The following is a 12,345-nucleotide window of genomic DNA, read 5'->3' as shown; positions in this document are numbered from 1 at the left end:
TTTATTTCTTCCGCTTAATCAGCTCGCCACGGGCCGCCTTCTGGGTTTCCGTGAGGATGCCGCGCAATATATTCATCTCCGCCCGGCTCACCGAGCTTCGTCCGTACAACCGACGCAGGCGCGCCATCAAGTGTCGCGGCTTTTCCGGGTCGAGGAACTCGATGTCCACCAGGGTCTGTTCCAGGTGCTCAAAGAATCGTTCCAACTCGTCCATGGTCGCCAGTGTCTCACTGCGCGGCGACGTAACCTCGGTTTTTTCGACTTTGCTGGGCTTGCCTTCGGCTGCCAGCCAAGCCATGCGCACTTCATAGCTCAACACCTGCACCGCCGCCCCCAGGTTCAAGGAACTGAACTCGGGGTCGGAAGGGATATGCACGTGAAAGTGACATCGCTGCAGCTCATCATTGGTCAGGCCGGAGTCTTCACGGCCGAACACCAGGGCGATTTCAAAGCCTTGCGCAGCTTCCTCGACCACTTTGGTGCCGCATTCGCGGGGATCGAGCAGCGGCCAGGGGATACGCCGGTCGCGGGCGCTGGTGCCGAGCACCAGGTTGCAGCCCACCAAGGCATCTTCGAGGGTGGCGACGACCTGGGCGTTGGCGAGGATGTCGCCAGCGCCGGAGGCCCGGGCGTCGGCTTCGTGATGGGGAAACAAGCGCGGCTCGACCAGCACCAGGCGCGACAGGCCCATGTTCTTCATGGCCCGCGCAGCTCCGCCGATGTTACCCGGATGGCTGGTATTGACCAGGACGACACGAATGTTCTGCAACAAGGGAGGCGCTCTCGAACACGATAAAGGGAGCAAATCTTACATAAGCACCTACCGTTAAGCTATGAAAGCGAACACCAACCTTCTCCTGAGAAAACTTTCTGATAGAATGCGCGGCTTTCTTTAACAACCTTAGGTGACACATCCATGCAGCCCATGCTGAATATCGCGCTGCGCGCCGCCCGCAGCGCCAGTGAACTGATCTTCCGCTCCATCGAGCGCCTGGATACCATCAAGGTCGATGAAAAAGACGCCAAGGACTACGTGTCCGAGGTCGATCGCGCCGCCGAACAGAAGATCGTCGACGCCCTGCGCAAGGCTTACCCGAACCACTCCATCCTCGGTGAAGAGACTGGCATGCACGCCGGTACTGGCATCGAAGGCGAAGAGTACCTGTGGATCATCGATCCGCTGGACGGCACCACCAACTTCCTGCGCGGCATTCCTCACTTCGCGGTCAGCATCGCCTGCAAATACCGTGGCCGCCTGGAACACGCCGTCGTGCTGGACCCGGTTCGCCAGGAAGAATTCACTGCCAGCCGTGGCCGTGGCGCCCAACTGAACGGTCGTCGCCTGCGCGTCAGCGGCCGCACCAGCCTGGACGGCGCCCTGCTGGGCACCGGCTTCCCGTTCCGTGACGACCAGATGGACAACCTGGATAACTATTTGGGCATGTTCCGCGCCCTGGTCGGCCAGACCGCCGGCATCCGCCGCGCCGGTGCTGCGAGCCTGGACCTGGCTTATGTGGCTGCTGGCCGTTTCGATGCGTTCTGGGAGTCGGGCCTGTCCGAGTGGGACATGGCGGCGGGCGCCCTGTTGATCCAGGAAGCCGGTGGTTTGGTGAGCGACTTCACCGGTGGCCATGATTTCCTTGAAAAGGGCCACATCGTTGCCGGCAACACCAAATGCTTCAAGGCTGTGCTGACAGCTATCCAGCCGCACTTGCCGGCTTCGCTGAAGCGTTAAGCAGTTCGGCTACAGAAAAAGCACCTTTCGGGGTGCTTTTTTTATGCCTGTTTCACACCACTCAGCTCAGAGGTGGACACTGTGGCGAGGGAGCTTGCTCCCGCTCGGTTGCGCAGCGACCGCAAGATTTTGGGGCTGCTGCGCAGCCAGCGGGAGCAAGCTCCCTCGCCACAATGGATTGCACCCTGGACATGGATGCAGGCTGAACCAGCGCTATCGCGAGCAGGCTGCTCCCACAGGGGATTTGAGGAGGGGCGCAGGTTTTGTATCCACAGGGGATTGGCGTGGGCTTGGAAATGCGGGCATAAAAAAAGCACCCCGAAGGGTGCTTCTTTCATAGCGGTTGGATTACTGGGCTGGTTCGTTCTGACCCAGGATCAGTTGGCCTTCCTTGCTCACCGGAATCTGGTTGCCCGGGTCGCGGTCCATGCGGACTTTGCCTTCTTTGCCGTCGAGCATGTAGCGAACGTCGTAGCCCACCACCTTGTCGCTGATGTCATTGACCGTATTGCAGCGAGTCTGGGTGGTGGTGTAGGTGTCGCGTTCCTGCATGCCTTCCTGAATCTTGTTACCGGCATAACCACCACCGGCCGCACCCGCCACGGTGGCGATTTTCTTGCCGGTGCCGCCGCCGATCTGGTTGCCCAACAGGCCACCGGCCACGGCGCCGAGCACGGTGCCGGCGATCTGGTGTTGGTCCTGGACAGGCTTCTGCCGAGTCACGGTGACGTCCTTGCAGACTTCACGCGGGGTCTTGATCTGGGTCTTGACCGGTTCCACGGCCAATACTTGCGCATACTCAGGGCCACTTTTTACCAAGCTGTAGGTGGCGACCGCACCACCGGCTGTTACACCGACAGCACCCAATACCGCACCAACCAGCATCGATTTGTTCACTTGAACCTCCTGACCATCACAAGCGGAATAATCCGCGCTTCTCCCAGCCTTGGAGCATAAAAAAAGGCGCGAGTTCAACTCGCGCCTTTTCAGCGGTGACGGACGGAAACCGAGCCTTACGGGCGGTCATCCACCTCGGTGTCAGTGGCCGCTGGAGGAATCAGGTCCTCGGTGCTCAGGTTCAGCCAGATCAACACCACGTTGGCGATGTAGATCGACGAGTAAGTACCCGCCATCACACCGATGAACAGCGCGATGGAGAAACCGAACAGGTTGTCGCCGCCAAAGAACAGCAGCGCGGCAATCGCCAGCAAGGTGGAGATCGACGTTGCCATGGTCCGCAACAGGGTCTGGGTAGTCGAGATGTTGATGTTCTCGATCAAGGACGCCTTGCGCAGCACACGGAAGTTTTCACGCACCCGGTCGAACACCACGATGGTGTCGTTGAGCGAGTAACCGATGATCGCCAGCACCGCCGCCAGCACCGTCAAATCGAAGGTGATCTGGAAGAACGACAGGATGCCCACGGTCACGATCACGTCGTGGATCAGCGAGACAATGGCGCCCACCGCGAACTTCCACTGGAAGCGGAAAGCCAGGTAGAGCATCACGCCGCCCAGCGCCAACAGCATGCCGAGGCCGCCCTGGTCGCGCAGCTCTTCACCCACTTGCGGGCCAACGAACTCGACGCGCTTGACCTGGGCCGGGTTGTCGCCGCCGGCCTTCTGCAAGGCTTCGGCTACCTGGTGACCCAATTGCGGGTCTTCACCCGGCATGCGCACCAACAGGTCCGTCGTCGCACCGAAGCTCTGCACGATGGCATCGTTGTATCCCGAGCTCGCCAGCTGCTCACGCACCTTGGTGACGTCGGCCGGACGCTCGTAGGTCAGCTCGATGAGCGTACCGCCGGTGAAGTCCAGGCCGTAGTTCAAGCCCTTGGTGGCCCAGCTGAACAACGCCAGGACCGTAAGAAACAATGTGACGCCGAACGCAATATTGCGAACGCCCATGAAGTTGATTGTACGTAACATGGCAGCCCCTTAAATCCACAACTTCTTGAAGTCACGACCGCCAAAGATCAGGTTGACCATTGCGCGGGTCACCATGATGGCTGTGAACATCGAGGTAAAGATCCCGAGGGACATGGTCACTGCAAAGCCCTTGACCGGGCCGGTGCCCATGGCAAAGAGAATCCCGCCGACCAGCAACGTGGTCAGGTTGGAGTCGAGAATCGCGGTGAATGCCCGGCCGAAGCCTTCGTTGATTGCCCGCTGGATCGACATGCCCGCGGCGATCTCTTCACGTATCCGCGAGAAGATCAGCACGTTGGCGTCCACCGCCATGCCCATGGTCAACACGATACCGGCGATACCCGGCAGGGTCAGCGTGGCGCCCAGCAAGGACATCAGGGCCAGCAGCAGCACCATGTTCACCGCCAGCGCGACGGTGGCGATGAGGCCGAAGAAGCGGTAGATGGCGATGATGAACAGCGACACGAACAGCATGCCCCACAGGGATGCATCGACACCCTTGGTGATGTTGTCGGCACCCAGGCTCGGGCCAATGGTGCGCTCTTCCGCGAAGTACATCGGCGCGGCCAGGCCACCGGCACGCAGCAGCAGGGCCAGTTCCGAGGATTCACCCTGGCCGGTAAGGCCGGTGATGCGGAACTGGCTGCCCAGCGGCGACTGGATGGTCGCCAGGCTGATGATCTTCTTCTCTTCCTTGAAGGTCTGGACCGGTACGTCTTTCTCGACACCGTTGACCACTTGCTTGGTGTAGGTGGTAGTCGGCTTCTGCTCGATGAAGATCACCGCCATGCTGCGACCGACGTTGCTGCGCGTGGCGCGGCTCATCAGTTCGCCGCCGTGGCCGTCGAGGCGAATGTTCACCTGTGGGCGACCCTGCTCGTCGAAGCCCGCCTGGGCGTCGGTCACCTGGTCACCGGTGATGATCAAGCCACGCTCGATCTGCGCCGCCGGACGACCGCCCTCACGGAACTCGAAGCTCTCGGACGTGGCCTTGGAAGCACCCGGCTCAGCGGCCAGGCGGAATTCCAGGTTGGCCGTCTTGCCGAGGATACGCTTGGCTTCGGCCGTGTCCTGCACGCCAGGCAGCTCAACCACGATGCGGTTGGCGCCCTGGCGCTGCACGATCGGCTCGGCCACACCCAGCTCGTTGACGCGGTTACGCACCGTGGTCAAGTTCTGCTTGATGGAGTATTCGCGGATTTCCGCCAGCTTGGCCGGGGTCATCGCCAGACGCAGCACCGCCTGACCATTGAGGTCGGCCGGCACAATGTCGAAATCGTTGAAGTTCTTGCGGATCAGCGCACGGGCCTGCTCGCGGGTATCTTCATCGCTGAAGCCCAACTGAATGGCACCGTCGAGTGGCGGCAGGCTGCGATAACGCAGGCGCTCTTTGCGCAACAGGCTCTTGACGTCGCCTTCGTAGACTTTCATCCGCGCGTCGAGGGCTTTTTCCATGTCCACTTCCAGCAGGAAGTGCACACCGCCGGACAAGTCCAGGCCCAGCTTCATCGGGTGCGCGCCAAGCTTGCGCAGCCATTGCGGGGTGGTCTGGGCCAGGTTCAGGGCTACAACGTAATCGTCGCCCAACGCCTTGCGCACCACGTCCTTGGCTGGCAGTTGGTCTTCCGCCTTGACCAGGCGCAACAGGCCGCCCTTGCCGTTTTCGGCGATGGACGCAGCCTTGACCTCGATATTGGACGCCTTGAGCGCAGCGCTCGCACGGTCCAGATCGGCCTGGGTGACCTGCAGCGCAGTGCTTGCGCCACTGACCTGAATGGCCGGGTCATCCGGGTATAGATTGGGAGCGGAATAAATCAGACCGACCGCCAGCACCGCCAGGATCAGTACATATTTCCACAGAGGGTATTTGTTCAGCATCACGCCGCCCGCTTATGACGCGGGGCGCCTTGCGCGCCCCGTCGATTGAAGAGAAGTTGTTACTTAGATCGCTTTCAGCGTGCCTTTTGGCAGCGTGGCCGCGATGGCGCCCTTCTGGAACTTCATTTCAACAGTGTCGGACACTTCCAGTACCACGAAGTCATCAGCCACTTTGGTGATCTTGCCAGCGATGCCGCCGGTGGTGACCACTTCGTCGCCTTTCTGCAAGCTGCTCAGCAGGTTCTTCTGCTCTTTGGCGCGCTTGGCCTGTGGACGCCAGATCATCAGGTAGAAGATGACCAGGAAGCCGACCAGGAAAATCCACTCGAAACCACCGCCCATAGGGCCAGCAGCCGGTGCAGCCGCGTCAGCCATGGCATTAGAGATAAAAAAGCTCATTTAGCACTCCAGTTGCAAGTATTGAATCTAGGGATCGGAAAACTCAGTCCAAAGGCGGAACAGGCAACCCGCGCTTGGCATAGAAGGCCTCGACAAAGGCGGCCAATGTACCCTGTTGGATAGCCTCGCGCAAACCAGCCATAAGCACCTGATAATGGCGCAAATTGTGGATGGTATTGAGCATACTGCCGAGCATTTCGCCGCACTTGTCCAAATGATGCAGATAAGCGCGAGAGAAGTTCTGGCAGGTGTAGCAATCGCACGTCGGATCGAGCGGCGAATCATCATGGCGATGGAACGCGTTACGGATCTTCAGCACACCCGTGTCGATGAACAGATGCCCATTGCGGGCATTACGGGTTGGCATCACGCAATCGAACATGTCCACCCCGCGGCGCACACCCTCAACCAGATCTTCCGGTTTGCCAACGCCCATAAGGTAACGAGGTTTGTCAGCTGGCATTTCGCCCGGCAGGTAATCGAGCACTTTGATCATCTCGTGCTTCGGCTCGCCCACCGACAGGCCGCCAATCGCCAGGCCGTCGAAGCCGATCTTGTCCAGGCCTTCGAGGGAGCGCATGCGCAGGTCGCGGTGCATGCCGCCCTGAACGATGCCGAACAGCGCCGCGGTGTTCTCGCCATGGGCGTTCTTCGAACGCTGGGCCCAACGCAACGACAGCTCCATGGACACCCGCGCCACATCTTCATCCGCCGGGTACGGCGTGCATTCGTCGAAGATCATCACGATGTCCGAGCCCAGGTCGCGTTGCACCTGCATCGACTCTTCCGGGCCCATGAACACCTTGGAACCGTCCACCGGAGAAGCGAAGGTCACGCCCTCCTCCTTGATCTTGCGCATCGCACCGAGGCTGAACACCTGGAAACCGCCGGAGTCGGTCAGGATCGGGCCCTTCCACTGCATGAAATCGTGCAAGTCACCGTGGGCCTTGATCACTTCCATGCCCGGGCGCAGCCACAGGTGGAAGGTGTTGCCCAGGATGATCTCCGCGCCAATCGCCTCGATGTCACGCGGCAGCATGCCCTTGACCGTGCCGTAGGTGCCCACCGGCATGAACGCTGGGGTTTCCACGGTACCGCGGGGGAAGGTCAGACGACCGCGACGAGCCTTGCCATCGGTGGCAAGCAACTCGAAGGACATGCGACAGGTGCGACTCATACTGTTTCCTCGGGTCCGCGTGGCGCGGGGTTACGGGTGATGAACATCGCATCACCGTAGCTGAAAAAGCGGTATCCATGCTCGACGGCGGCCTTGTAGGCGGCCATGGCTTCGGGATAACCGGCGAACGCCGAAACCAGCATCAACAGCGTGGATTCGGGCAAATGAAAATTGGTGACCAGGGCATCGACCACATGAAACGGCCGGCCCGGGTAGATAAAGATGTCGGTGTCGCCACTGAACGGCTTGAGCACGCCATCGCGAGCGGCGCTTTCCAGGGACCGCACACTGGTGGTCCCCACCGCCACCACCCGACCACCGCGGGCACGACAGGCCGCCACGGCATCGACCACTTCCTGGCTCACTTCCAGCCATTCGTTGTGCATGTGGTGGTCTTCGATACGCTCCACACGCACCGGCTGAAACGTACCGGCGCCGACGTGCAGCGTCACGAACGCCGTTTCCACGCCCTTGGCGGCAATCGCCTCCAGCAACGGCTGATCAAAATGCAGCCCCGCCGTCGGCGCCGCCACCGCCCCCAGGCGCTCGGCATACACGGTCTGATAACGCTCGCGGTCCGAACCTTCGTCCGGGCGGTCTATATAAGGAGGCAACGGCATGTGCCCGACACGGTCGAGCAGCGGCAACACCTCTTCGGCAAATTCCAGCTCGAACAACGCGTCATGCCGCGCCACCATCACCGCCTCACCGCCGCCGTCGATCAAAATCGACGAACCCGGCTTGGGCGACTTGCTCGACCGCACATGGGCCAGCACGCGATGGCTGTCCAGCACCCGCTCCACCAGAATCTCCAGCTTGCCGCCGGAGGCCTTCTGGCCAAACAAACGCGCGGGAATGACGCGGGTATTGTTGAACACCATCAAATCGCCCGGGCGCAAATGCTCAAGCAAATCAGTGAATTGACGGTGAGCCATGGCACCGCTGACCCCGTCCAGGGTCAACAGTCGACTGGCGCGACGCTCGGCCAGAGGATGGCGAGCGATCAGCGAATCCGGGAGTTCGAAGGTAAAGTCAGCAACACGCATGATGGGGTTCGTCTAGCAGGGCCGGAAAGTCTAGCGGAATTATCAAAAATTCACCATGAAACGTGATTGACCAACGGTAGGCACCTCTCTATACTTCGCCGCCATTGAGCCCTGATGGCGGAATTGGTAGACGCGGCGGATTCAAAATCCGTTTTCGAAAGGAGTGGGAGTTCGAGTCTCCCTCGGGGCACCATCTTAAAGAAAGACCTTGAAATTTAAGGTCTTTTTTTTCGTCTGTAGGAAAGTGGTTTTCTGCGGGTAATGCAGAGTTCAGCCAATCCTCTACCCGCTTTTGTGGTGAGGGGATTTATCCCCGCTGGGCTGCAAAGCAGCCCCCAAATACCCAACCTATGGCGAGGAATAACCTGTGGCGAGGGAGCTTGCTCCCGCTTGAGCGCGAAGCGCTCACAAAAATGTCACTGCACCCACCGATGCTTCGAGTGGCCCCACCCTCCCCACCCAGTCACAAAGGATTTCACCCCATGGAATTGCTGCTGGAAACGGTCGCTCTTTACTCCCTCAAGCTGGCCTATGAGACAGAAGGCCACAGCCCGATCCTGCGGGATGATCCATTGATGGGCAGTTGCGACCGGGAGATTTTTGAGTTGCTGATACGGCGGGGCGATGTGGCCGGGATTCAGGGCGAAATCAGCCGATGCCTGGATTTAGCGTTGGGGGCGATTGGTGGGGTGGATACAGTGCTGGGCCGAGAGCTGAATCGTTTGGCTGCGGACTTCAACGCAGTGCAGAAAATGGACGATCTTTACGCTCCGCTCATCGCGCTTAACGGTTACGTGAAAGATATTCTATAAACCCCAGCGCTCGTTCCGTTGAGTTCCTGATCGCAAACCTTAAACGCTATTGAGGTTCGAACGATGACCCGCCAACAGCTTGTACACATTGATCTAAACGAAGTGATGAGTGCCGACGAACTCCACTCCACCCTGAGGGATGCCCTCGGCTTCCCCGGCTGGTATGGCTGTAACTGGGATGCCTTCTGGGACGCAATTACAGGACTGGTGGAAATGCCCGTGCACCTGAAAATTTCCGGGTGGGATGCGTTATCCAGGCGCTTACCCAAAGATGCTGAGCTCATGCAAAAGTGCCTCGAAGACCTGAGCCTTGAGTATCCATCGTTCGCGTCAAATGTAGAGTTCGACTGAACGCAAGAACGCGGCGACGGCTGGCGGTGCGACACCCAAGGTCATCGACCCACAGTTGTACTGCCAGCAACAAAAATATTTGCTGGACTGCCACCGCGCGGAGATGAATAGCACATTTGCAATGGCCACCCCTGCCCCACCTTCTGGCCCATCAGGCAACAAGCGCTTCAAATAACCAAGGAATGTTCACAACATTGAAGGACTCAGATTGATGTCAATTTCCATAGGATCTTTCTTCTACCCTTACCTAAAGTTTCTCCACGGCGCGGCCTACAACCTGCACCAGATCCTGGAGGGGCTTGGCGTCGTCTCATCGACCTTCACCGGGCGTAACGACGCCGGGCAAATCATCGGAACCTACTGGTCGCCCGACGAAGCAATGGTGAACACGCTTGGCTGTCTGATGATGCTGTCGCTGCTGCTGATACCCTTGCTGGCAGCAGCCGCCTATACGGTAGGCAAGAAGCGTGGCGTGCTCATCTTCTTCGCGCTCTTGCTCCTACCGGGAGCATTGAACTGCCTGGGCCTTTTCCCCAACATCAATTACCTGCCCATCCGTTACGCCATCAATGGCGTTGGAAAACTGGGCAGCGAGATCGGGCTGATCCCCTTGTTGATGCTTTGCGCCATCACCGGATGGGCCGTCATGGTGCTTATCTATGACAACCTCAACCTGACCGAACGCTTCCGTCAGATATACGATCACTTTTGGTTTCCACTGGCATTGGTCGCCGCGGTGTTCTTCGTGGCGGACAACGGTGCCAATGAAGACACCGCAATGCTGAAGGAGGCGACAGCGAGCATCCAGGAGGCCAGCGCGTTCCTGCTGAGCCAGATCAAGCGCTACGATGATTACTGCAGGGCGAATGGCCTGGATAGTCTGAAATCGTGCCAGTGGAGCAGCGATTCACAGTGGACCTTCACCCATATCAAGGAAGGTGAAGCCAGCTACTTCATGGATTTCGCACCGAACGACTCCAAAGGGTTCTACGCCGCGACGAGAAGAACCATAAGCGACGAGGATGTGATCGCCATCCGCAAAGAGATCAACGACTACAACCTACGGTTGTGCCCCGTGAAGCACTTTTCCAATGGCATGTCGCGCTCATCGCCACTCTCCAGCACCTGCGAGTACGTCCCCCGTGGCTTTTGCTTGAACAATCCTGATGGCCCACCCGGCCTTGTGGACAACAATATCAGCAGTCACACCGTAGCCTTGGCCAGCGAATGCATCGTTCCCTGGCTTGCTGGTGTCAAGCCCTCCTTGAAGCAGCAGTTGGCGCTGGTCGGCCAGCATGACAAAGCCAAGAATCACCGTTGGTTGTATTTCCTTGCTGTTGCTGTGGCGGTCGGGGCGAAGGTGGCCTTGGCGACTACCAAGCTATGCTTGATTGATGCACGGCCTGCGGTCGATAGGCGTCGGGTTCGTAGGGTTACACGGCAGAGACTGGGGCAGTGCGTTCGTGTACTGAGGCGCATGCTGGTCGGTTTCGGCCAATTAGCGTGGTTCGCCGCTCTCCGGGTATCGAAGCTGCTTAAACGGGAATAGCACGGAGGGACTAGCTTCTACCGGTAGATACACTGGAGGCTGGGCATTTTGTGCCAGGGTCAATCTAGGAGACAAAGGAGACGGACAGCCAAAGAAAATAAATCCGTCCCTTTTTCGAGGCGGTTTGGCACTTTGAGAAAAATAGACAAATTATTTCTGCCTGAGTCATGAATCAGTATCCGAATTCTTAGGCGACACTTTGTTGAGCTTCAACTTGTTATTGATCTTGTGACCGCTTCGAGCGTCGCCGTTCCCTGGCTATTGTTCTCTCCTCATGGGCACGATCTAAGGCACTGTAGATGTCGACGTTCAAATGCGTCCGGGAAATATCGGCTAAATTTTTCTCCATCCCTTTAAGATGACGAGCCACATCAATCGCCGGATCATTTCCAAGCCAGCTAACACCGTCGTAATCGGACATGCTCAACGTGTAGGAGTTACCCTCCCGTTTCTTGTTCGAGTTGCTTCGAAGCCAAGATATGTCCACATCGAACGCTTTCCCTTTTAAAGGGACGTAATCGGAGAAGTAGCTGCAAAGACCCACGCCAGGTTTCAGAACACTCACGTCTCGAAAGGAATCTTCGCGCCAACGCCCCTAGCTTCTCCGTTTTGGAGCGACGGATTGAAGGAAACCTTTACGTCATAGGCAGTGGCATTACCCGTATTATCAATGAGTAGATCAAAGTGTCGTGGAGACCATCGATTGGGGCGGAGAGTCACTACCACATGAGGCTGTGCGGATGCCTCAGCCATTCGAGCTGTCTCGCGTGCAAGAACCAGCGTTACTCGCCAGAGGAAAAAGGTCGCTACCGCTGTGGCGATAGTGCCCAGCAAGCCACTGATGATCCCCAGTACCAAACTCTGCCAAGGCTGTAGGTCTGGCATAACTTTCTCCTATCCGTGGTTGTGAAAAGCATTAGGCATCGAGCGTAAATCGCTCTGCGTAGTTCTGCCGTAAACAGAAAACTTTAAGTGTATTGAGTGTTAGGCCACGAAATCCCATGTTCAATACAGCAAACAGTCGACACCTGTGGCAACGCCACGAAACACAGAAGAACGAAGGGGTGGTTCTATTCGGAAAGGGCCCCGCCGAGCAAGACCCTGTGGGTTTCAAGATAGCGGTTCACCCTCCAAACCTACCTCACTTCAACAATATCCAAAGCCCGATTCGCCAACAGCTCATTCACCTCGATCACCTGCAAAATCCCCAACGCAACACGCCGTCGCGAGCCATTAAGGTCGAATTCCAGATCATTGATCATGGCATTCGCCGAATTTACCGGTGCAGTCAAACGCCTGGACGAGCCCAAGGCCGAACAACTCCGGACGGTTTTACATGAACCTTTAGTTTCCCTCGTAGAGAACGAACACTAACGAGAGGAAAAATTTGAGGATCTGCCTCACGTACGCTTGGTGAATGTCGCCGGAGAGTGAAAAAAGCTTTGGGTAGAGCTGTATTTCTCCCTCCAC

The 12,345-nt window shown here is 58.2% G+C and carries 11 protein-coding genes, 1 tRNA gene and 1 pseudogene; 5 read left to right on the top strand and 8 right to left on the bottom strand.

Annotation, left to right across the window (positions count from 1 at the left end; translation table 11 throughout):
• Position 1: 1 nt before the first annotated feature.
• Entirely contained in the window at positions 2-772 is a 771-nt protein-coding gene (gene trmJ / locus AD659_RS04185) for a tRNA (cytosine(32)/uridine(32)-2'-O)-methyltransferase TrmJ (protein WP_003185164.1), read from the bottom strand.
• Positions 773-916: 144 nt separating this feature from the next.
• Here trmJ and suhB point away from each other — a divergent pair, with 144 nt between their 5' ends.
• Complete coding sequence (gene suhB, locus AD659_RS04180; RefSeq protein ID WP_003185165.1) at positions 917-1,735, top strand: type III secretion system regulator SuhB; 819 nt, start codon at positions 917-919, stop codon at positions 1,733-1,735.
• Positions 1,736-2,083: 348 nt separating this feature from the next.
• Here the strand turns inward: suhB and AD659_RS04175 are convergent, their stop codons facing one another.
• From AD659_RS04175 to queA, 6 genes are all read right to left on the bottom strand, one after another.
• Positions 2,084-2,632: a glycine zipper 2TM domain-containing protein gene (locus AD659_RS04175; RefSeq protein ID WP_014336691.1), complete on the bottom strand. Its 549-nt coding sequence runs from the start codon at positions 2,630-2,632 to the stop codon at positions 2,084-2,086.
• Between the two features lie 116 nt (positions 2,633-2,748).
• Positions 2,749-3,663, bottom strand: a complete 915-nt coding sequence (gene secF, locus AD659_RS04170; RefSeq protein WP_053118618.1) for a protein translocase subunit SecF — start codon at positions 3,661-3,663, stop codon at positions 2,749-2,751.
• A 9-nt stretch (positions 3,664-3,672) separates the two neighbouring features.
• Positions 3,673-5,541: a protein translocase subunit SecD gene (secD, locus tag AD659_RS04165; protein ID WP_053118616.1), complete on the bottom strand. Its 1,869-nt coding sequence runs from the start codon at positions 5,539-5,541 to the stop codon at positions 3,673-3,675.
• Between the two features lie 63 nt (positions 5,542-5,604).
• Positions 5,605-5,940, bottom strand: a complete 336-nt coding sequence (gene yajC / locus AD659_RS04160) for a preprotein translocase subunit YajC (RefSeq protein ID WP_007982729.1) — start codon at positions 5,938-5,940, stop codon at positions 5,605-5,607.
• A 43-nt stretch (positions 5,941-5,983) separates the two neighbouring features.
• On the bottom strand, positions 5,984-7,099 hold the full coding sequence (tgt, locus tag AD659_RS04155; RefSeq protein WP_161951757.1) for a tRNA guanosine(34) transglycosylase Tgt: 1,116 nt from the start codon (positions 7,097-7,099) through the stop codon (positions 5,984-5,986).
• Between the two features lie 14 nt (positions 7,100-7,113).
• Positions 7,114-8,163 (bottom strand): tRNA preQ1(34) S-adenosylmethionine ribosyltransferase-isomerase QueA, encoded by a 1,050-nt coding sequence (gene queA, locus AD659_RS04150; RefSeq protein WP_025211994.1) that lies wholly within the window; start codon positions 8,161-8,163, stop codon positions 7,114-7,116.
• A gap of 108 nt (positions 8,164-8,271) precedes the next feature.
• Between queA and AD659_RS04145 the strand changes: the two genes are divergently transcribed.
• From AD659_RS04145 to AD659_RS04130, 4 genes are all read left to right on the top strand, one after another.
• Positions 8,272-8,356: transfer RNA gene (locus AD659_RS04145), tRNA-Leu, on the top strand.
• Between the two features lie 289 nt (positions 8,357-8,645).
• Positions 8,646-8,975 (top strand): hypothetical protein, encoded by a 330-nt coding sequence (locus tag AD659_RS04140; RefSeq protein ID WP_053118614.1) that lies wholly within the window; start codon positions 8,646-8,648, stop codon positions 8,973-8,975.
• Positions 8,976-9,038: 63 nt separating this feature from the next.
• Entirely contained in the window at positions 9,039-9,326 is a 288-nt protein-coding gene (locus tag AD659_RS04135; protein ID WP_053118612.1) for a barstar family protein, read from the top strand.
• Positions 9,327-9,537: 211 nt separating this feature from the next.
• Complete coding sequence (locus AD659_RS04130; RefSeq protein ID WP_053118610.1) at positions 9,538-10,875, top strand: hypothetical protein; 1,338 nt, start codon at positions 9,538-9,540, stop codon at positions 10,873-10,875.
• Positions 10,876-12,011: 1,136 nt separating this feature from the next.
• On the opposite strand, the pseudogene AD659_RS30325 reads toward AD659_RS04130, so the two are convergent.
• Positions 12,012-12,152 (bottom strand): annotated as a pseudogene (locus AD659_RS30325) (DUF6124 family protein); the annotation flags it as partial.
• Positions 12,153-12,345: the final 193 nt, after the last annotated feature.

Origin of the sequence: Pseudomonas thivervalensis (assembly GCF_001269655.1) — a bacterium.
Taxonomy (GTDB): domain Bacteria; phylum Pseudomonadota; class Gammaproteobacteria; order Pseudomonadales; family Pseudomonadaceae; genus Aquipseudomonas; species Aquipseudomonas thivervalensis.
Note: the sequence above shows the minus strand (reverse complement) of the source record. Positions and strands in the feature narration are given on the sequence as shown.

Excerpts from the sequence above, each read along its gene's own strand:
- queA (WP_025211994.1), bottom strand. The coding sequence starts at position 8,163 with ATGCGTGTTGCTGACTTTACCTTCGAACTCCCGGATTCGCTGATCGCT.
- yajC (WP_007982729.1), bottom strand. The coding sequence starts at position 5,940 with ATGAGCTTTTTTATCTCTAATGCCATGGCTGACGCGGCTGCACCGGCT.
- tgt (WP_161951757.1), bottom strand. The coding sequence starts at position 7,099 with ATGTCCTTCGAGTTGCTTGCCACCGATGGCAAGGCTCGTCGCGGTCGT.
- AD659_RS04135 (WP_053118612.1), top strand. The coding sequence starts at position 9,039 with ATGACCCGCCAACAGCTTGTACACATTGATCTAAACGAAGTGATGAGT.
- suhB (WP_003185165.1), top strand. The coding sequence starts at position 917 with ATGCAGCCCATGCTGAATATCGCGCTGCGCGCCGCCCGCAGCGCCAGT.
- secF (WP_053118618.1), bottom strand. The coding sequence starts at position 3,663 with ATGTTACGTACAATCAACTTCATGGGCGTTCGCAATATTGCGTTCGGC.
- AD659_RS04130 (WP_053118610.1), top strand. The coding sequence starts at position 9,538 with ATGTCAATTTCCATAGGATCTTTCTTCTACCCTTACCTAAAGTTTCTC.
- AD659_RS04140 (WP_053118614.1), top strand. The coding sequence starts at position 8,646 with ATGGAATTGCTGCTGGAAACGGTCGCTCTTTACTCCCTCAAGCTGGCC.
- secD (WP_053118616.1), bottom strand. The coding sequence starts at position 5,541 with ATGCTGAACAAATACCCTCTGTGGAAATATGTACTGATCCTGGCGGTG.